Annotated in this window: 17 protein-coding genes; all 17 read right to left on the reverse strand. The window is 48.2% G+C overall.

Annotation, left to right across the window (positions count from 1 at the left end; genetic code table 11):
- Positions 1-129 precede the first annotated feature (129 nt).
- Positions 130-1,386: a glycosyltransferase family 4 protein gene (locus AABM54_RS17900; protein WP_347901343.1), complete on the reverse strand. Its 1,257-nt coding sequence runs from the start codon at positions 1,384-1,386 to the stop codon at positions 130-132.
- Positions 1,387-1,400: 14 nt separating this feature from the next.
- Positions 1,401-2,531 carry a non-hydrolyzing UDP-N-acetylglucosamine 2-epimerase gene (gene wecB, locus AABM54_RS17905; RefSeq protein WP_347901345.1) on the reverse strand — a complete coding sequence of 377 codons (1,131 nt, stop codon included), beginning with the start codon at positions 2,529-2,531 and terminating at the stop codon, positions 1,401-1,403.
- A gap of 25 nt (positions 2,532-2,556) precedes the next feature.
- Complete coding sequence (locus AABM54_RS17910) at positions 2,557-3,675, reverse strand: NAD-dependent epimerase/dehydratase family protein (protein WP_347901347.1); 1,119 nt, start codon at positions 3,673-3,675, stop codon at positions 2,557-2,559.
- A gap of 3 nt (positions 3,676-3,678) precedes the next feature.
- The gene (locus AABM54_RS17915; RefSeq protein ID WP_347901348.1) at positions 3,679-4,713 is read right to left on the reverse strand and encodes a polysaccharide biosynthesis protein; all 1,035 of its coding nucleotides are present in this window, start codon (positions 4,711-4,713) and stop codon (positions 3,679-3,681) included.
- Positions 4,714-4,744: 31 nt separating this feature from the next.
- Positions 4,745-5,530 carry an AglZ/HisF2 family acetamidino modification protein gene (locus tag AABM54_RS17920; RefSeq protein WP_347901350.1) on the reverse strand — a complete coding sequence of 262 codons (786 nt, stop codon included), beginning with the start codon at positions 5,528-5,530 and terminating at the stop codon, positions 4,745-4,747.
- A 1-nt stretch (position 5,531) separates the two neighbouring features.
- Complete coding sequence (gene hisH / locus AABM54_RS17925) at positions 5,532-6,146, reverse strand: imidazole glycerol phosphate synthase subunit HisH (protein ID WP_347901352.1); 615 nt, start codon at positions 6,144-6,146, stop codon at positions 5,532-5,534.
- Complete coding sequence (locus AABM54_RS17930; protein ID WP_347901353.1) at positions 6,143-7,276, reverse strand: N-acetyl sugar amidotransferase; 1,134 nt, start codon at positions 7,274-7,276, stop codon at positions 6,143-6,145. Before AABM54_RS17930 ends, hisH begins: the two co-directional genes overlap by 4 nt.
- A gap of 43 nt (positions 7,277-7,319) precedes the next feature.
- Positions 7,320-8,519 (reverse strand): glycosyltransferase family 1 protein, encoded by a 1,200-nt coding sequence (locus tag AABM54_RS17935; protein ID WP_347901354.1) that lies wholly within the window; start codon positions 8,517-8,519, stop codon positions 7,320-7,322.
- A gap of 15 nt (positions 8,520-8,534) precedes the next feature.
- Positions 8,535-9,704: a glycosyltransferase gene (locus AABM54_RS17940; protein ID WP_347901356.1), complete on the reverse strand. Its 1,170-nt coding sequence runs from the start codon at positions 9,702-9,704 to the stop codon at positions 8,535-8,537.
- Positions 9,701-10,789, reverse strand: a complete 1,089-nt coding sequence (locus AABM54_RS17945; protein WP_347901358.1) for a hypothetical protein — start codon at positions 10,787-10,789, stop codon at positions 9,701-9,703. The genes AABM54_RS17940 and AABM54_RS17945 overlap by 4 nt, the downstream gene beginning before the upstream one ends.
- A 114-nt stretch (positions 10,790-10,903) precedes the next feature.
- Positions 10,904-12,100 carry a hypothetical protein gene (locus AABM54_RS17950; protein WP_347901359.1) on the reverse strand — a complete coding sequence of 399 codons (1,197 nt, stop codon included), beginning with the start codon at positions 12,098-12,100 and terminating at the stop codon, positions 10,904-10,906.
- A gap of 91 nt (positions 12,101-12,191) precedes the next feature.
- Positions 12,192-13,220 carry an NAD-dependent epimerase/dehydratase family protein gene (locus AABM54_RS17955; protein WP_347901361.1) on the reverse strand — a complete coding sequence of 343 codons (1,029 nt, stop codon included), beginning with the start codon at positions 13,218-13,220 and terminating at the stop codon, positions 12,192-12,194.
- 11 nt (positions 13,221-13,231) lie between these two features.
- Positions 13,232-14,524: a Vi polysaccharide biosynthesis UDP-N-acetylglucosamine C-6 dehydrogenase TviB gene (gene tviB, locus AABM54_RS17960; RefSeq protein ID WP_347901362.1), complete on the reverse strand. Its 1,293-nt coding sequence runs from the start codon at positions 14,522-14,524 to the stop codon at positions 13,232-13,234.
- A gap of 1,315 nt (positions 14,525-15,839) precedes the next feature.
- Positions 15,840-16,898 (reverse strand): Wzz/FepE/Etk N-terminal domain-containing protein, encoded by a 1,059-nt coding sequence (locus AABM54_RS17965; RefSeq protein WP_347901364.1) that lies wholly within the window; start codon positions 16,896-16,898, stop codon positions 15,840-15,842.
- A 445-nt stretch (positions 16,899-17,343) separates the two neighbouring features.
- Entirely contained in the window at positions 17,344-17,640 is a 297-nt protein-coding gene (gene ihfB, locus AABM54_RS17970; RefSeq protein WP_048731065.1) for an integration host factor subunit beta, read from the reverse strand.
- A gap of 167 nt (positions 17,641-17,807) precedes the next feature.
- Positions 17,808-18,089, reverse strand: a complete 282-nt coding sequence (locus AABM54_RS17975; RefSeq protein ID WP_347901365.1) for a hypothetical protein — start codon at positions 18,087-18,089, stop codon at positions 17,808-17,810.
- Positions 18,090-18,289: 200 nt separating this feature from the next.
- Positions 18,290-19,978 carry a 30S ribosomal protein S1 gene (rpsA, locus tag AABM54_RS17980; RefSeq protein ID WP_347901367.1) on the reverse strand — a complete coding sequence of 563 codons (1,689 nt, stop codon included), beginning with the start codon at positions 19,976-19,978 and terminating at the stop codon, positions 18,290-18,292.
- Positions 19,979-19,997 lie beyond the last annotated feature (19 nt).

The following is a 19,997-nucleotide window of genomic DNA, read 5'->3' on the forward strand; positions in this document are numbered from 1 at the left end:
AAGTGCGCAGCCGCCTGAAATCGACGCTACTTCCTGCTGCGCAGCTTAGCCGTAGCGGCAGAAAACGTGTAACCGGCCCTAGCGTACACCTGCCACTTTCACTTACAAATCCAAGGACCGAACGCGGTATTACTTGGGGGCCGTTCTTCTCAAGGTTCCGTCACGCAAGAGTTGTTCCAACCGCGAAAGAAGCGTTGGTTTAGAGTAGTTATTCAAGTAATACTCGCGCCCCGCCAAGCCCATTGCCTCACGTTGACTCGCTTCAGTAGTTGCCAACCTCAAGGTAATCCGGGCAAGTTCGCTCGCGTTACCTGACGGACAGGCGAAACCCGCCCCTGACTCATCGATTACTCGCGCAGCCTCACCATTGATCATGCCCAAAACCGGTTTTCCAGACGCCAGGTAAGCCTGTACTTTGCCTGGAATGGTTTTATCGAAAACGTCATTAGCCTTCAGCGATACAAGCAAGGCGTCCGCACAGGCGAACAAACCAGGCATCTCGTCAAGCGGATGACGCCCCAACAAAATCACGTTATCCAGGGCTCTGGATTTCACCTGCTCGCCAATCCACTCACTCATACGCCCATCGCCAACGATGACCCAACGTATAGGCACCTGACCCACCAACAATTCAGCTGCGTCGAGAATGGCGGGAAATCCTTGTGCATCGCCCAGATTGCCTGCAAACACTACTGTGAATTGGCTATCATCACGCTCGAGAAGTTTCGACATTACCGGTGTCGAACTGGAAAAATCGTCTTCAGCCCAACTAGGGAAGTAGACCAATCGTTGTGGATCAATCGCCTTGGTGCAGTACTTGCGGACGTTCTCGAAGAAGCCGTGAGATTGCAAAAGCAGATAATCCGCACGGTTGTAAATCCAGGACACGACTCGACCAACCATCCCCAGCAACGTCGGATTACTGATAACTCCTACAGCTCTGAGCGACTCCGGCCACAAGTCAAGAATCCAGATCGAAACGGGGGCTTTCTTCAATCGACCGATGATCAAGGCCGGAATCGCCGACATGATCGGCGAAACCCCATAGACAAACACTGCATCGAACTCTTTACCACGAAGCTTCCATGCTCCGAGGGTCGATGCGCTGGTAAAGAAAGAGAAGTAATTCAACGCCAGAGTGATACTGCGCTTACCTCGAGGGATCAGTGGAACCCTGATCAGCTTTGCACCGGCATACTCCGAAAACCGCACGGGGTCCGCACGGTAGGCATCATAGACACTGCCTTCGGGATAATTTGGCAATCCGGTCAGTACGGTGACATCATGTCCCTTTTCGGTCAAATAGCTGACCAAGTCATTAATACGCATATTTTCAGGCCAAAAATATTGCGTGACGACCAAGACTTTCAATTTATTCTCCGGCATCGAATTGACTCTGATTAGTACCGCTTCCAAACAATACGATTTACATAGTCAGTGTAGCTGTGAACAATCCGAACAATCTTCTCCGATACGTTAGGCATGCTGTAATCAGCCACTAACCGTAAAGAGCGAGACTCTCCGCGACTCTGGTTCTCCAGAACCAGCAGGCCCTGCATCACACGCTCGACTTCAAGCCCCACCATCATGACCGCGGCCTCTTCCATGCCCTCAGGGCGCTCGTGAGCTTCACGAATATTCAGTGCCGGGAAGTTAAGAATCGAGGACTCTTCATTGATTGTGCCACTGTCCGACAGTACCGCCTTAGCACTCAACTGGAGTTTATTGTAGTCCTTGAAACCCAAAGGTTTGAGCAATTGAACGTTCTTGTGAAACGTAACGCCCATCGCATCAACACGCTTCTGGGTACGGGGGTGGGTAGATACGATCACTGGATAATCGTAATGCTCGGCAACCGTATTGAGCGTCTCTACCAGCTTCAGGAAGTTCTTGTCCGAATCAATATTCTCTTCACGGTGTGCGCTGACGACAAAAAACTTGCCGGTTTCAAGAGAAAGACGTTCAAGAACATCTGACGACTCAATACCTTCGCGATAGTGAGTCAACACCTCAAACATCGGACTGCCCGTCTTGATGACCATGTCTGCAGGCAAACCTTCGCGCAGCAGGTAATCTCGAGCGATAGTGCTATAAGTAAGATTGATATCCGCCGTGTGGTCGACAATACGTCGATTAATTTCCTCTGGCACCCGCATATCAAAACAGCGGTTACCCGCTTCCATATGAAATGTTGGGATTTTCCGCCGCTTGGCTGGAATGACCGCCATACAACTATTCGTATCACCCAGTACTAACAGGGCTTCGGGCTGAACCTCGGAGAGAACCCGATCAACAGAGATGATTACATTACCAATCGTCTCGGCACCGCTTGCTCCGGCTGCATTGAGGAAGTGATCCGGCTTACGAATACCCAGATCTTGAAAGAAAATCTCGTTAAGTTCGTAGTCATAGTTCTGCCCCGTGTGAACCAACGTATGGTCACAATATTCGTCGAGCGCACTGATCACTCTGGACAAACGAATAATTTCTGGACGAGTACCAACTACCGTGACAATTTTTAACTTTTTCATTCAAAATCTCTAATTAAAAATGCAATTACGCTTCAGTGCCGACAGGCAGTGCATAAGTATCCGGATGCTCACGATCAAAGATCTCATTGGCCCAGAGCATTACAATCATTTCGTCTTCGCCCACATTGGTAATATCATGAGTCCAACCAGGCACGGTCTCTACAATCTCGGGTTTATCGCCCTGGGTGACCAGCTCATAAAACTCGCCGGAAACAATGTGTCGAAAACGGAAGCATGCCGTTCCCTTGATAACCAGAAATTTTTCGGTCTTCGAGTGATGATAATGGCCACCCCGAGTAATGCCAGGATGAGCAGTAAAATATGAAAACTGACCTGAATCCTTAGTCTTGAGCATCTCAACGAATACGCCCCGAGGATCCCCGTATTTAGGCACTTCATAAGTAAAACGCTCAGGCGGGACGTAACTGAGATAGGTGGAATAGAGCGCTCGCGTCAACCCTGTACCCACCGGCTCGGTGATCAAACTATTACGGCTGTCCCGAAAGGCGTGCAACTGATCAGATAGCTCACCCACCGTAGTCGCATAGCAGGGCTCAACCTCTACAAAAGGAGATCCCGAGAGTTTTCCATCCATCACAGAAATAAAGTGAGCAACAACATCATCGATATAAACCAATGAGATTGGCGCAGCAGGATCATTAATTTGAATAGGCTGTTGACGGGCAATGTTATGGCAAAACGTCGCTACGGCAGAATTATAGTTTGGTCGCGCCCACTTGCCGAATACGTTCGGCAACCGGAACAGGTGCACAGGCACACCGTGCCGAGAGGCCAACTCCAACAATGCCTCCTCAGCTTCACGCTTACTCGTGCCATAGGCATTTGTCAGTTCGGCTTGTATGGAAGAGGTATACAGTACCGGGGTTTTTCGACCACTGGCAGCAACGCCCTCGCAGAGTAACCGCGTCAGATCAGCGTTCCCTTCTTTGAATTCGTCCGGGTTTTGAGGACGGTTGACACCTGCCAGGTGAAAAACAAAATCAGCCTGGGCCAGCAACGACTTCAAATCCGCGAGTTCATCTTTGCGAGAGAACTGTAAAACCTCAATATCCTGACGCTCACGTAAGTGCGCAATAAGGTTTTTCGCTACGAATCCATTAGCGCCAGTGATCAAAATCTTCATACATTACTCCTCAGGAGTGGCATGTTCGCCACGCTGAATCGCGCGCATGAAATCCAGTTTCAACAGCAACGTCTGCATGCCTTCGACGTCCAAACGTTCAGTATTGTGAGAGTTGTAGTCCTCCATTGTGGAGATTCTCTCTTCCCCTTGCTCTACAAACTTACTGTAGTTCAAATCACGCAGATCAGGCGGAACACGGAAGTACTCTCCCATGTCTTCGGCACAAGCCATCTCTTCACGACTCAACAGCGCCTCATACAGTTTCTCGCCATGACGAGTACCGATAACCTGAATAGGGTGCTCAGGCTTACCGACCATCATAGTGAGTGCCCGCGCCAGCGTTTCGACTGTGGCGGCCGGCGCTTTCTGGACAAACAGGTCACCATTGTTACCGTGTTCAAAAGCGTACAACACCAGGTCTACAGCATCCGACAACGTCATCATGAAACGCGTCATATTGGGATCGGTGATAGACAGTGCTTTTCCAGCTCTGATCTGTTCAATAAAGAGGGGAATGACCGAGCCACGAGAAGCCATTACGTTGCCGTAACGCGTTCCGCAAATAACTGTTTTGGTTTCATCGACATTCCGCGACTTGGCAACCATGACCTTTTCCATCATGGCCTTGGAAATACCCATTGCGTTAATTGGGTAAACCGCCTTGTCCGTGCTCAAACAAACAACACGCTTGACCTCATTCTGGATGGCCGCCTCCAGCATGTTATCCGTACCAATGACATTGGTCTTTACCGCTTCCATGGGGTGAAATTCACAGGAAGGCACTTGTTTGAGTGCTGCCGCATGAAAAATATAATCCACGCCACGCGTTGCATTTAAAACGCTCTGATAATCTCGCACATCGCCAATGTAAAACTTCAACTTATCACTGGCGTAACGCTTACGCATGTCGTCTTGCTTTTTTTCATCTCGACTGAAAATGCGGATTTCAGCGATCTCGGAATCCAGGAACCGTTTCAAAACAGCGTTTCCGAACGATCCCGTACCACCAGAGATAAGAAGTTTTTTGCCAACAAACATAGATAATTCCTAAATTAATGGTGACGCCACATTAGTGGTCGGATCGTAAGGCTGAATAAATAATTTCTTCTTTCTGCTGAGCAGTTGGGTAACTGATAAGCACCGCTCTATAAGAACCTTTGAATACAAAAAAGCTTCCTGCCGCAACCCCCACAACACCGCACGCTTCGACGACACTTCGCATATCGTCGAGCGAACCACCACCGCCGAGAATCGTGATGGGAAGGCGTACGGCCTTACGCAGTTCGATCGCGAGGGCCACGTCATATCCCTTCATACGACCGTCATTCTCAATAGAGTTAAGAACGATTTCTCCGGCGCCCAGTTTTTCGAGCTCCTGCGCGACTTCAAGCACATTACGTTTGGTATTGCGAGTACCGTTATGAGTCCATACGTCGCAGACCTTGCTCAGCATTCTGCGCTTGTAGTCCAGGACGACCACCACGCTCTGCCGACCAATTTCCTCGGCAATTTCCGCAATCAAACCCGGGTTGGCGATAGCCGCTGAACTGATAGCAACCTTTTCTACACCCAGCGCAATTATTCGCTTCGCCTGTTCTGCGGTACGAACCCCGCCGCCATAACACAATGGCATTCGACACTCTGCTGCGAGCTTGGCGATTTGCTTATAATTCGGTTCAACACCATGCACAGTGGCGTCAATATCTACAACGATGAGTTCATCAGCCTCCTTTTCGTTGAAAATCTTGACGGCATTGATGGGATCACCGACGTATTTCGGTTCTTTGAACTTGACGGTTTTAACAAGCCCACCATCCTGAATCAATAAACACGGAATAACTCTAGGTCTCAGCATTTCACAGTTCCGCAAAATTTTTCAGAAGTCTGACGCCGAAATGATGACTTTTTTCGGGGTGAAATTGCACACCAAAAACATTATCGTTCCTGACTGCGCAACTAAAGTTCAAACCATACACGGAAGTGGCTGCCGCATCGCTGGCTGCCAGGCACTCAAAGAAAAACGAATGCAGAAAATAGAAGCGCGACTCCTCCTCGAGCCCTGCAAACAACGCCGAGTCAGTAGTCGCCTGCACATCATTCCAACCCATATGTGGCAATGCGAGATTTTCGAGCCCCGGAACTGACTCAAACGACCGGACGGTACCCGAAACCCAGCCCAGACCGGGCAAAACGCCCTCCTCGCTGGAATCAGCAAGAATCTGCATGCCAACACAAATACCCAACACCGGGACCTTTTGCCTGCGCACAAGATCATCCAGCATAGGGCGCATGCCCGACGCCTCCAGACGCTCCATCGCATGGTCAAATGCACCGACGCCCGGCAAGATAATTTTACTGGCGCCCACAAGATCTTCTGCGCACTTGGCTACTTCAACCGGAATATGAAGGCGTCTGTAAACATTGACAAATGCCTGGATATTTCCAAGACCATAATCAACAATCTTGATCATTTAAAGAGCCTTTTCTCGATACCGAGAGCGCTGAGAACGCGAGAGCCTATACCGATCAAAAATCGTTTGTTTTTATAGTCTTGACAGGTTCGGTTCTCGCCTTCAAAAATGGTTTGAAGTTCCGGAACGCTCAAATCAAGCTTATGAGCAACGTACTCAAACTCGGACTTCAGAAATTGCTCATCCAATTCTGGATTAGCGATACGTTCCAAGGCCGCCTCTCGCGTCATCTGCCCTGTCATGATCATGCTTGAAAAGTGTGCTCTACGCTTCTCATAGCCGAATTTGCGTGGCATCCAGTAATCTTCATAAAAGCGAGTAAACCTGGATTCATGATGCTTATGCTGGAATTTTTTCCAACCAAACAGTTTTGCCAGCGTATCTTCAGCCTCGTGCTTTATATAAGGAATCAGATTCAGCGGGCGAATAACCTTCATACCCAAAACATATCGATAGTAAATTTTATACGACAATATATCGACAATCGGAAAACTTTTTAATGGCCGAGAACCAAATTTCTTATAGATATCCCCAATAAGGGTTTTATCAATACCAGGGTAAGCACCCCACTGCTCCGGTTCCTTACAGCATTCCGTAGAGTAGTTCGCCCCTGTCAGAACATATTTAATCTTATGTGCTTTAGCGAACGTATACAGACCAGAAAAGAACGCCGTGTCCTGAGGTATATCCTGATCAGGAACTTGAGCCTTGAGGAAAGCAACCTGAAGGTTTTTCATCTCCTCCCAGTTGATAACCTCAGTATAAAGATCCAACCCTAAGCCATCGACCAATTTCTCGATGTTGCCCACGGCCTGGTCGGTGTTCCAGCCTGCATCCACATGAAAAAGCAGAGGACGCAGTCCCATCTTTTCTTTAGCAACATAGGCGAGATAAGAGCTATCCAGCCCGCCACTCAAGCCGATAACGCAATCGAAATCCTTACCACGACCTTCCTTCTTGATCTTGCTAGCCAAGCGCATGAGTTCGGCTTCGCCCACACCATCAGTATGCCAACTTGGTGCAATAACATCATGAAAGTTATTACAGTACTCGCACCAACCTCGATCATCGAAAGTGATATTCTTATCACTTGTATCCATGATGCAGTTCTTACAGATCTGATAGCTCATTCTTTATCGACTCAATAGAAAATCAAAAAGCTTGAATTCATTATTAATTAGTATTTCTTGCTAACTGATTAGACCAGGTATCTGTCAGATACAACCAAGTCTCCTCAGCGCAACGGGTCCATGAATATTGGCCCGCAAGCGTATAAGCCTTATTCGCCAATTGCTTACGATATGTTTCGCTCTGCAACAACTGAAGCACCGCTCGGGCTACTGATTCAGAGTCTTCGGGATCAAAGTAGACACCCGCGTCTTGAAGAATTTCAGGCATCGGCCCTCTGTTCGAGCACGCAATTGGTAATCCGCTAGCCATTGCTTCGACTAGAGTATTCGGCATATTTTCGCAACTTGATGCAAAAATAAAAATATCGGCTTTGGCGAGGTAGGCAGGAATTTCACTATGCGCAACAGCATCAACCACCTCGACGAACTGCCCCGTCGGATCCGTCTCTTCTATCGCACTATCAAGCAGTGCTTTCGCACGCCCTGCACCACCGCCAACCAAATGCAATGAGAGTGATTGACCCGCATCACGCAACTGTTTGATGGCCTTGACTACGTGCCATTGATGCTTATACAAATCGGCATTGGAAATATAAACGCAACGAATCTCACGGTCTTCAACACCATCCGATGTCAAGGGAGCATGCCTGAATTTTTCACTCAGACCATGGGGGATGATCCGAACGTTCGAAAGTGCACCGGTAAAACTCTGAATGACGTCGGAAGCGTATTTGGTCAAAAACAACGCACCGCTAGCCCTCCGCAAGGAACTAACTTGCACATACCGTAAAAGCAGCAAGCGCAACCGTGCCAGCGAAAAGCCATACCTCTCCATCTCGCCGCGCTCAAATGAAAGCATGTCACGACTCATTGAGATCGCAGGAGAAAAAGGGCAAATCGAACCTGCATCCGTGGTCAGAAGCACATCGCAACCGCTGGCCTTGATTTCCTCTGGGAGACGAAAAAACTGCCACCACAGCTGGCGTAGCAACGACTGCTCAAGCTCGGGGGGATTGTGCTTGACGAGCCACGGATAGTCAGGAAGCGCATCCAAAAGCGACTTATAGGACCAAACGTGAATTGAGTCGATGCCATGATCTCGAGGATCCACCGCTGCAAGAATACCCAAGAGATGAGCCTTGGCTCCTCCTGAGCGATTGCGCGATGCGTCAATGGCGACGACTGGTCGACGCACCTCTGTGCTTGAAGTGTTTACGATCACGCTTGAAACGCCAACATTCATAAAATTACCGTTACTTTAACGAAATTTGTCATCAGCGCGCTCAAGAAACGCTCCGAACGACGGCTGGTAGACTGAAGACTCAAAGCACTGCCGCGCCTTGCCGATACTATGATCGGACATGCCAGGCCAAAGATCCGCGCCAATTATATGCTGGAACGCTTTGATGAGTTGGCTCTCGATCGTTTTTTTGTCGACGACTATCGCATTCTCAAACTCGACGGCCAGTCTACCCAGATCGCCTACGTTGTTGCAGATGATAGGGCAACCGTGCGACCAACTTTCCATCGCCTTGGTCGGAAAGCCTGCATGGGCGTATCGACTGTCCTCGCGTAGCAAAATCGAAAAATGGCTGGCCTTGTATTCGGCAGCTACCCTTTCACGACTGACACGCCCCAAACAGCGCACAAATGGTGCGTACTCCTGCGCCACCAGGCCTTGCTCCTCAATAAGCGATCTCAGAGACTCCCAATCCTGCCCCAGCAACGTGAATATAACTCTGCAGTTCAACTTCTTAGAAATGTTGGGCAGCGCGCGTACAAAGTCCAGAACCTGATCCTTTTTGCCCGCCTCACCGGCATAAATGCACTTAATGCACGACCTCAAAGGATCTCTTGAAACCGCTTCGATAGGCCAGGACACCAAAGGCGGAACTCGAACAACATTGTTTGTAGAAAAATAATTCTCTAGAAAAGCACTAATACAAATTATATTTTTGAAACGAGGATAAACAAGGCGCATACGCACCCAATTTTCCACCGCCGCAATACCGTAGCGCCCTCCCGGCAAGTGAGCACTCTCGTACCATTCAGTACTGTCCAATATAAGCGTGAACTTTCTCTTCCACGCCAAAAACTGAAGCATTAACGCAAAGAGGGCTGGAGGATTGTATGCAACTACAACATCAAACCCTCTATTGGATTTTAACCATCGCAACGTGTTGGCTCCTCGAAAGAGAAAACCAAGCAGACGGTTGACTGCGCCCAGTTTTCTTTCTCGAAACTCGGACTGCGGATAGCATCTGTAACCACGATAGTTATACTCTGCACCCGCCGCAGAACTTTCCCAACCGGCAAAGGAAACAGAATACCCTAAACTATCGAATAGCCCTGCGATTGACTGCACTCGAAAGGCCGCCGCATCACCTTCGGGAAACCGAAAAGCACCGGTATATAAAACTTTTTTCATTGCGTTATCCGTGGATTATTTTTCCGTGCGTACAATGCAAACAATACGAGCACTGGAGTAATCAGCATTACATACCGTACATTCACCGTTGGGTTCATCAGCCACGCCAACAAAAATGCAAACACTGCAATGACCAGTGGCTTGGCTGGCGAGCGCAACCAATAACTATAATTAAACCCCATCGACAATAAAGGCTTAATCAACAGCAAGAGCACCAACAACTGCGGAACCCTTAAAATCTTAGCAACATCAATATCACCAGAGTCCGTCACAAAAGAAAACGAACTATAGGCATCCATGACAAACTGCACCAAACGAATCGGATTGAACAGCACATAGCCAACATAGTAGTTCTGATTAAAGTTCACAACAAATGCACTGAACCCCTCTCCAAGGCTCTCTTCCCCGATAACAGGTGCAATAACCGTCAGTATACCAGCGAGTAAAGAAGTCCCTAGATATGCCAATATCATCCAGGCAAAAGGTCGCCTGACAAGCATTAGAAACACAAAAATCGGGATAAATACCAACAACTGTAATCGTATCAACCCCATTAATGGTAATAGCAGCACGAGCAATAAAAGCCTCTTGTTTAGAGCGCTGTAGACTGCAAGCAGCAAAACACAGACCGTCAACATATCTTTGTTTATAAGCTGTGCAAAATACAAAAAATACGTATTGGCAAAAAAAGACAACTTACCCAGCACCCCCAAACCATAACGATCAGACACAGATGCGTAAAACAAGTAACACCAGAACAGCACAAGACAATTAAAAATAAAAGATATCAACACATAGTCAGGCGCCACTAAAAATGGCATTAAATCGCCTAAGACCGTGTAAATAGCTGCAATACCGAAATCATTATTCAAACCGAACTGAAAGCCAGAATCGTGAATAGACCTCAACGCATCAATATAAATAAAATGGTCATGGGCATTCAAGGCCAACTGAAAGAAGCTCGTTACACCATCATAAGATTCCAAATTTTGCGAAAATACTAAAAAATACCCCACGCACAATGCTAAAAATAGTGGAAATCCAATTATACCAACTAGCCTTGATCGCTTAACCATAAGCTTCATAAATATAAAGACCTATAAAATAAACCGACATCGCCAAATTGAAACACTACCTAATGAGTTCAAAGGCTTGGCACCCAGGCCAAGCCCTAAAGCAACTCCAATGCGTATATCAGACTACGCCCCTGCCATGTCTGGCGCCTTGTATCTTATGCTCAGCCACACAGCAAGCGCCAACAGGGCATTTTGCATAAATGCAATTCCAACCAGTCCTTGCATCATCCCAATAGGGGTAAAACCAGAAAATGTGAACATCAACCATATAGATGAAAGCGTCACCCCATCTACGAACAACTGGTATTTTTGCAAGTGAAGCACTCGACACGCTACTCGAAAAGGAATAGACATCAGAAATACAGCTCCCCACGTCATCCCCCACGGTAACATTTTACTGGCCAAGCCCCACTGCCCGCCCAAAACAAACAAGTAAAGATCCTCAAGCTGAAAGGCAATCAAGCACCCCAGAATTGCAGCCAGAAATATCTTTCTATCTAAAAATAGATAACTCAGGGAATGACTATCGCCGCGACGTGGAGGAACCTTACCAAACTGGTGATAGAGAACCTGGGCAATACTGCTTGTGAGAAGGATCGTAGGCCCCCAAACCAATCGATTCACCATCGCGTACTGCCCACCGATGTCAGCACCCAATGTTGACGTAAATAAAATCAAGGGCGCATAAAAAGCAGCGACAGACGTCAACTCCTGTGTCGTTCCATAAAAAGAAAACGATCGTAGCCGCAGCGTAGTTTCCCAAATGGCTCGTAGGCCCAAATGAATTTTCGAAAATCCAAATGTTGCCTTACGTAGATAAAGTGCCGTTGCCGCTTCACCAATAACCGCCCCCCATAGCAGTCCATCCTGGACCGATAGAGCAGCACATCCGAATTGAACCCCAACAATCAATAGGGCTCTCTTGATGTAGAAGCCAGACAAACGCCCGAAATCTCCGCTAAACACAAGGTAGCTATTGCATGTATTGGATACTGCTACCGCGAGCGTCAGAACAAACGCAAAGATGTATATCTTCCCAAAATAAATAGCGATGGGAAACGTCACCAAGAAAAGAAAAAAACTTAACGACTCAACTATTCGAGCAGTATTGCGCGCTTCATCCACTCCCTTCGTCAGCGGAATAGACAAATGCATCTGTAGAGTAGCAATGACCGCTAATATTGTTGCGATTGACTGAGCTTGCGTCAGTAATGCAAAGTCAGCCGGGTAGTAGATTCGAGATAAAAATACAATCGACCCAAACTGAATAGCCTGCGCCAAACCGTTGCCGAGTAATAGTTTCTTTACGTTATTAAACAAATTAAACCTCTATCAGCAACGGCTAGCAGAGTCGCGCGCCACACAAAACGCGACTCCGAATTGGGTAATTACCCAACACATGAAAAGAGGGTCATACCCGCTTCAAGTCTGCATACCATTGCACCGTTTCTTCCACGCCCTTGGCCAAATCATGAGTCGGCTCATAGCCCAAGAGACTCTGCGCCTTACTAATATCAGCTTGACTATGACGCACATCACCCGCACGAAATTCCCTGTAGACGGGCTCCGAACTTTCCAACACACCAAACTGGATCAAGTTTTTACGAAGCAATGCAAACAGAGCATTCAGTGTCGTTCTACCGCTTACAGCCACATTATAAATCTGGTTTTTAGCAGTCGTATTTTGAGTGGTCGCGGCTAGAAGATTGGCTTGCACTGTATTCTTTATAAAGCAGAAGTCACGGCTGGTTTCACCATCACCATTTATATAAACCGGCTCCCCCTCAAGCAACGACAATACCCATTTTGGAATAACCGCAGCATAGGCACCTCCTGGATTTTGACGCGGGCCAAAAACGTTGAAGTAACGCAATCCGATAGAGTTGAAATCATAACAGCGCGAAAAAACATCGGCATAGAGTTCGTTGACATACTTCGTAACGGCATACGGACTTAAGGGCTTACCAATCGTATGTTCAACTTTTGGCAGCGCCGGATGATCTCCATAAGTGCTGCTACTTGCTGCATACGTAAAACTTTTGACATTCGCGTCACGAGCAGCAACTAGCATGTTAAGAAAACCATCAATGTTCGAGGCATTGGTAGTGATCGGGTCCTGCAAGCTACGCGGAACACTGCCTAGAGCGGCTTGATGCAATACGTAATCAACGCCCTTACAGGCGCGCTCGCAATCTGCAAGCACCCGAATGTCACCCTCGACAAATTCAAAGCAGCCCCACTGCTCGGCGGTAACCAAGCCACGGACTTCATCCAGGTTACTCTGAAAGCCTGTTGAAAAATTATCCAGCCCTACCACTTTCTGATTTAACTTCAGCAGTGTTTCTAACAGATTGCTTCCAATAAAACCCGCGACACCGGTTACTAACCAAGTACGCGAATTTTGTAGCAGATCATTTTGCAGCTTTTGATAAGCAGTCATAACTACTCCATTCATAGCCGGCCGTCGGCTGCACCAAGAGGCAAAATACCTTTGACATCATAAACAACCGCCCCAGATCGCCCGAAAGACTTTAGCCCTTCTTCACCGAGCGCTACAAACTGCGCATGCCCTACCGCAAGCACGATAGCGTCATAGTGCCCTTTAGCCGGAAGACTATCCAAGCACTCCAAACCATACTCGGACTTGGCCTCAGCCACATTTATCCAAGGATCATAAATATCAACATTCGTATTGTAACTCTGAAGCTCCATAATGATATCGACGACCTTGGTATTACGAATATCAGGGCAATTTTCTTTAAATGTCAGACCGAGGACCAATACATTACTGCCCAGAACGGATATATTTTTCCTCAGCATCAACTTCACAAGCTGATCCGCTACATAAGCAGGCATGCTGTCATTAATACGACGCCCTGCCAATATAACTTCCGGGTAGTAACCTACCTGCTGCGCTTTATGCGTCAAATAGTACGGATCGACCCCAATGCAATGCCCACCTACTAACCCTGGACGGAAAGGAAGAAAATTCCACTTAGTCCCGGCCGCCTGAAGCACTTCAAGCGTATCAATACCAAGCTTGTTAAAGATCAGACTAAGTTCATTCATCAAAGCAATGTTAACGTCTCTTTGCGTGTTTTCTATGACCTTGGCCGCTTCTGCAACCTTGATACTACTGGCCATATGGGTGCCAGCGGTTATTATCTGAGCATATAATTGATCAACTGCTATCGCAACGCTCGGCGTACTTCCGCTGGTTACCTTCTTAATACTCGGAAGGCGGTGCTCTTTATCACCCGGATTGATTCGCTCCGGGCTATAACCACAAAAGAAATCAACATTGAATTTCAGGCCTGAGCCTTGTTCAAGTACCGGAACACAAATCTCTTCAGTTGCACCCGGGTAGACAGTAGATTCGTATATTACGACGTCCCCAGACTTAAGAATTTTACTTACCGTTCGACTCGCCATCACTAGCGGTGTAAAATCCGGATGATTCGCAGCATCTACTGGAGTAGGAACTGTAACAATATAAATTTCACACTCTGCGATATCTTCAACTTGATTGCTGAACGTCAAGTTTCCTGCTGCAGCCAACTCATCTGCATCAACTTCAAGCGTCGCATCATGACCACCTTGAAGTTCAACAATTCGTTTGGCATTAATATCAAATCCAACAACCGCACGTTTTCTACCGAACTCAACAGCCAGAGGCAACCCGACATAACCAAGGCCAATAACGGCTATTTTTTTATCGTTCAAATCCAGGAACTCTATTGGCATTTCATTCTTCCAAACATGCTAATAATATCGAATAATTTCATTGGGCCATTTAAAAAACCCAAACTATGAACCTTCTACAAGGTCGTCCATAATTTAAATCGCTTCGGAGTAGCGCTCCCTCGGGGAGGGTTGGCAAGGCTCGCAACCCGACCGCGAAAAACCTGCATGCCAGATCGATCGCTTACTCTGCTCAACCAGTCTCACTGAATAAATGCCTTACTGATATTGATACGCAAATGCATGCTTAAGGCTTCACTCAAAGCGATACTACCTCACGCTCAATGATCAGCGCCCTGAAGGCAGGGAGCAAGAAATCCCCACTCCTCCCTGGCACGACCTGTAATCGAACCAATACAGGTAGGGGCAGTGTGGCTTTCTGCATACAATGGGGCAGATTCACTAGCAACACGACACATCCTCACCAGACTGGACAAAAATCGCCTCAACCCCCAAACAGCTCGTCACAAACACTATCACCCACTTCAATGAGGGTTCCACAGCCGTAGCAGTGCATGACCGTTCGCTCACAACCTGGGATTTACCAGCATTTACCTGCACGTAGTGCCTCCCCTTTGGCGGACCAGACAGCCTGTAAATCTACACCCTGGTGCTCTCTGGGCACGCCGCGCTCACTGCCGCATGTCGGAAGAACACATCACATCCTTGCCGCATGCTGATGTGGCTTGCACAACACAAACTATCAGATCGCTGATTATACGGCGAATACAACATAATACGGAAACCACAAGCACCGCTCCCGTAACGCTCAGAGCATTCCCACCCACAGAGGAGACAAATCCGGGAGAGCTGTCAAGATATGCGGCGAACAGAGTTAACCACGATCTGAGGCCCGACTCAATTTGAGGGCACAACTATAACTGTGGCCTCTTTATTATAAGCACACGCCATAAGACCTACTCTTGACAAAAAGAGATGCAGAACGGACAGAAACCCAGAACTCGAAGAGCGACAGTGCAGAACTGTCAGGAGAGGCAGAACTAAAGAGGTACTGGTTTGCGCAGGGGCCAGATGAACACCTCAATGGGCGGCGTTGATTAGAAGGAGCCCTGATTACATGTAGAACCCCGTCACAAGGGTGCCTTAGATTTACACTTGGCCACTTCAGCCACATCTGAGAGGCGACGCAGCGTTCCATGATCTCATAGAGAGAGAATGCGGAGCCGCTCCGAAGCCCCGCGATGTTGCCGGTCATTCAATCAAAGCCCGAAGCGTTAGCTTAAGAATGAAAATTTTCTATCCACCCTCTTACCAAGGGTGGCACCGAGCCATCCGCTAAAAATCACACATCAAACCATCAATTAATAGAAGCCTGGCTTCTCTTCGCAAGATAAAAATAGCGCCCAAGGGCAAGTAGAACCCCCAAGCCCATACCAAAAATCAGCCCTCCAAAAATAATCAGAGCCTTTCTTGGTTTTATCGGACTGTCCGGCGTTTCTATCGCACCATCCAACCGGTAGACAGAAACCCCCTCCGGTTTTACTTTCAGACTGTTATAGAAACTGTATTTACTCTGCAACAGACGCAACCCACTGATAAAGGGATCATCTGAATCACGAGCCTTCAGGCTTTCTACTTCGGCCTCCAAAGCCTTCGTGCCACGCAAGTAGATTAAACGACCATCCACTGCACCCGACACATCTGCCGGAACGCCTCCAGACACAATCAGTTGTTTTTCCAGGCCAATTTGGCCAGCAACATTCAAGGCTTCCTGAAGCTGAAAAATTGCATCCTCACGATTTTTTAACGCACGCTCACGAAGAGAAGAAATCTGCTGCTCAACGCTTCGAGCATGAACCTCGGCTTCTGAAGAAGTATCTTTAATCAACTCCTGCTTGGCAGAATCACCAGCCCGAGCCACATACAAACGCACCCAATCCGCCGCCAAGACAGGATTCACACCCTGCACGACAATCGAATACCTATCAGGAACATCTTTTCCCGGCATCCCCACCACAAGAGCAGCCGAAAAATTCCGGTAGAGAACATCTTGCGAACTCTTGCTCTCCAACTCACCCAATGATGGCAAATACACATCTCTAAAGAAGCTTCGCCTCAAAGACTCAGACTGCAAGTTCCGTACAAATACTGCATAGACGTCTTTAACCAAATACGGTGCGAGCTCGGACTCTTTAGTACGTCCATAGTTAAAATTTGTAATATCGTTCTGAGTGGGCGGTACGATGTAGGCTCGCGCCTCATAGAGAGGGACAGCCAAATATGCATAGGCCACCGAGAGCAAGGTGACCGCTCCCGTTGCTATCAGGAACAACCATTTATGCAGCCATACGCCACGAAAAATCTCGAGTAAATCAAAATCATCTGAATCTTTAGCCGCCACATGCTGATTCTGCATACAGTAACAATCCTTCAGTTCTTGAATCGCCAAACGCCCCTACTACCACACACAAAACACACTTTAAAGGTGTACGGGCAAAAAACCAAGACAGGAGCACTAAAACAAACACCCTACGCAACAGTTAAGGGTAGTGCTATCAAAGTGCCTCTCAACAGTCATTAAAAATAGACATATTAAAGCCTAGAAAACAGATTGACTTTAGATACACCTCTACGAAATACAATACTCAAAATTAGTGGAGCAACAATCAAACCCAATAAAAATGCAAGAACAACACACAAAGACACGGAGATACTCGGCGTAGACCAGCCTAAAAATGATAAAGCTACAAGCTGCTGATTTTCAAGCATGAAAATCACAACTCCGCCGACAACTAATAAAGCTATCAATACAAGCAGCACCCGCTTAAACCTATGCACAGCACCTCCCGCAACTCCACAAGTCAAACATCATCTTCCTCATCTTCATTCACCCGATCCCTCAACTCTTTACCAGGTTTGAAGTGAGGTACAAATTTACCATCGAGACTGACAGATTGGCCGGTTTTTGGATTCCGGCCGACGCGCGGTGCACGGTAATGCAGTGAGAAGCTGCCGAAACCACGGATCTCTATACGATCCCCCGTGGCCAGGCATTGGGACATTTGTTCAAGCATGGTCTTGATGGCCAACTCCACATCCTTGGATGAGAGCAGCCCTTGATGGGTGACAATTCGTTCGATCAACTCCGACTTCGTCATATTTTTCCCTTCTTTTTCAAGCAGCTAGATAAGCGCTTCAAAGGTTTTAGCATGCCTGACGAAATTTGAACAGCCCACACAATGACTTACTGTTGCAGACACATTAGCGTCATAAAAGAGGCTATACGCTGCGCAGGAAGACGCCCCAAAACGGCGCACCCAAAACGCTACCGACACACGACCAGCATGGTTCGTGTCAGGTAACCAGCAGGATTCCAGCCAAACGGATACTCACCCTCATCGTCTTTTACATCGCTGGATTTCACCACCACCTTGTAACCTAGCGGCTTGCATTCACGTGCAGCACGCTCATAGCATTTCTCCCAACCTGAACCAAGCCCCGAACAGTCAATCTCTACGCCGCTCACTCCGCGCACCACATGGGTTTTGCTGTTGGTCGTACAACCAGCCAACACCAGTACTGCCAATGCCACGATAAGCTTGCTCATCACCATCCTTATGCCTGTTTTTCCAATAACTCACTGTAGCCGTAGCCTAGCCGTGAATTGACCATTTATCCCCCCTTAGGACAGACACTCTATCAGGACTATTGGTTTCACTGCGCCAGCCCCTGCGGCCAGTAACATCACCAAATCGCAGGCACAAAAAAGGGCGACCGAAGTCGCCCTTTTTCATGATCAGACAGAACTTAGTTCTGTTTGGCCATTGCCTGGCGCAGCAGTGCCGCCATGGTGGTGTCAGCTGCCGCTTCGCCTTCTGGAGCCGATTTCAGGCTCTGGATGGCTTCTTTCTCTTCAGCATCATCTTTCGACTTGATGGAGAGTTGGATTACGCGGCTCTTGCGATCAACGCTGATGATCTTGGCTTCTACTTCCTGGCCTTCTTTCAGAACGTTGCGCGCGTCTTCAACGCGGTCACGGCTGATTTCGGAGGCTTTCAGAGTCGCTTCGATATCGTCGGCCAGAACGATGATGGCGCCTTTGGCGTCAACTTCTTTCACAGTGCCTTTAACGATTGCGCCTTTGTCGTTCTCTTGAACGTACTCGGAGAACGGATCGCTTTCCAGCTGCTTGATACCCAGGGAGATGCGCTCGCGCTCTGGGTCAACCGACAGGATAACGGTGTCCAGCTCGTCGCCCTTCTTGAAGCGACGTACGGCTTCTTCGCCCACTTCGTTCCAGGAGATGTCGGACAGGTGAACCAGACCGTCGATGCCGCCGTCCAGACCAATGAAGATACCGAAATCGGTGATCGACTTGATGGTGCCGGAGATTTTATCGCCCTTGTTGAACTGGCCAGAGAAATCTTCCCATGGGTTAGATTTGCACTGCTTGATACCCAGGGAGATACGACGACGCTCTTCGTCGATGTCCAGAACCATAACTTCCACTTCGTCGCCGACTTGTACGACTTTCGAAGGGTGGATGTTCTTGTTGGTCCAGTCCATTTCAGAAACGTGTACCAGACCTTCAACGCCTTCTTCCAGCTCAGCGAAGCAGCCGTAGTCGGTCAGGTTGGTTACACGTGCGGTAACGCGAGTGCTTTCTGGGTAACGGGCTTTGATAGCAACCCATGGATCTTCGCCCAGTTGCTTGAGGCCCAGGGAAACACGATTGCGCTCGCGATCGTACTTCAGAACCTTGACATCGATCTCGTCGCCAACGTTGACGATTTCGGAAGGATGCTTGATACGCTTCCAAGCCATGTCGGTAATGTGCAGCAGGCCATCGACGCCACCCAGATCGACGAATGCGCCGTAATCGGTGAGGTTTTTGACGATACCTTTGACTTGTTGACCTTCCTGCAGGGATTCCAGCAGAGCTTCACGCTCAGCGGAGTTCTCGGCTTCGAGGACGCTACGACGGGAAACGACAACGTTGTTGCGTTTCTGGTCGAGTTTGATGACCTTGAATTCCAGCTCTTTGCCTTCCAGGTGCGTGGTGTCGCGCACAGGACGAACGTCAACCAGAGAACCAGGCAGGAACGCACGGATGCCGTTAACGTCGACAGTGAAGCCGCCTTTAACCTTACCGTTGATAACGCCCTTGACCACTTCTTCGGCTGCGAAGGCTGCTTCCAGAACGATCCAGCATTCAGCGCGCTTGGCTTTTTCACGGGACAGCTTGGTTTCACCAAAGCCGTCTTCAACCGAATCCAGCGCCACGTGAACTTCGTCACCGACATTGATGTTCAGTTCGCCAGCGTCGTTGTAGAACTGCTCAAGCGGGATGAGTGCTTCAGACTTCAGGCCAGCGTGAACGGTTACCCAGCGAGCTTGGTAATCGATATCAACGATAACACCGGTGATGATGGAGCCTGCCTGAAGGTTCAGGGTTTTTAGGCTTTCTTCAAAGAGTTCCGCAAAGCTTTCGCTCATTTTAATTCCTGTTGATAAG

The sequence above is a fragment of the Pseudomonas purpurea genome, assembly GCF_039908635.1.
GTDB classification, from domain to species: Bacteria; Pseudomonadota; Gammaproteobacteria; order Pseudomonadales; family Pseudomonadaceae; genus Aquipseudomonas; species Aquipseudomonas purpurea.

Excerpts from the sequence above, each read along its gene's own strand:
- AABM54_RS17900 (WP_347901343.1), bottom strand. The coding sequence starts at position 1,386 with ATGCCGGAGAATAAATTGAAAGTCTTGGTCGTCACGCAATATTTTTGG.
- wecB (WP_347901345.1), bottom strand. The coding sequence starts at position 2,531 with ATGAAAAAGTTAAAAATTGTCACGGTAGTTGGTACTCGTCCAGAAATT.
- AABM54_RS17910 (WP_347901347.1), bottom strand. The coding sequence starts at position 3,675 with ATGAAGATTTTGATCACTGGCGCTAATGGATTCGTAGCGAAAAACCTT.
- AABM54_RS17915 (WP_347901348.1), bottom strand. The coding sequence starts at position 4,713 with ATGTTTGTTGGCAAAAAACTTCTTATCTCTGGTGGTACGGGATCGTTC.
- AABM54_RS17920 (WP_347901350.1), bottom strand. The coding sequence starts at position 5,530 with ATGCTGAGACCTAGAGTTATTCCGTGTTTATTGATTCAGGATGGTGGG.
- hisH (WP_347901352.1), bottom strand. The coding sequence starts at position 6,146 with ATGATCAAGATTGTTGATTATGGTCTTGGAAATATCCAGGCATTTGTC.
- AABM54_RS17930 (WP_347901353.1), bottom strand. The coding sequence starts at position 7,276 with ATGAGCTATCAGATCTGTAAGAACTGCATCATGGATACAAGTGATAAG.
- AABM54_RS17935 (WP_347901354.1), bottom strand. The coding sequence starts at position 8,519 with ATGAATGTTGGCGTTTCAAGCGTGATCGTAAACACTTCAAGCACAGAG.
- AABM54_RS17940 (WP_347901356.1), bottom strand. The coding sequence starts at position 9,704 with ATGAAAAAAGTTTTATATACCGGTGCTTTTCGGTTTCCCGAAGGTGAT.
- AABM54_RS17945 (WP_347901358.1), bottom strand. The coding sequence starts at position 10,789 with ATGAAGCTTATGGTTAAGCGATCAAGGCTAGTTGGTATAATTGGATTT.
- AABM54_RS17955 (WP_347901361.1), bottom strand. The coding sequence starts at position 13,220 with ATGACTGCTTATCAAAAGCTGCAAAATGATCTGCTACAAAATTCGCGT.
- tviB (WP_347901362.1), bottom strand. The coding sequence starts at position 14,524 with ATGCCAATAGAGTTCCTGGATTTGAACGATAAAAAAATAGCCGTTATT.
- AABM54_RS17965 (WP_347901364.1), bottom strand. The coding sequence starts at position 16,898 with ATGCAGAATCAGCATGTGGCGGCTAAAGATTCAGATGATTTTGATTTA.
- ihfB (WP_048731065.1), bottom strand. The coding sequence starts at position 17,640 with ATGACGAAGTCGGAGTTGATCGAACGAATTGTCACCCATCAAGGGCTG.
- AABM54_RS17975 (WP_347901365.1), bottom strand. The coding sequence starts at position 18,089 with ATGAGCAAGCTTATCGTGGCATTGGCAGTACTGGTGTTGGCTGGTTGT.
- rpsA (WP_347901367.1), bottom strand. The coding sequence starts at position 19,978 with ATGAGCGAAAGCTTTGCGGAACTCTTTGAAGAAAGCCTAAAAACCCTG.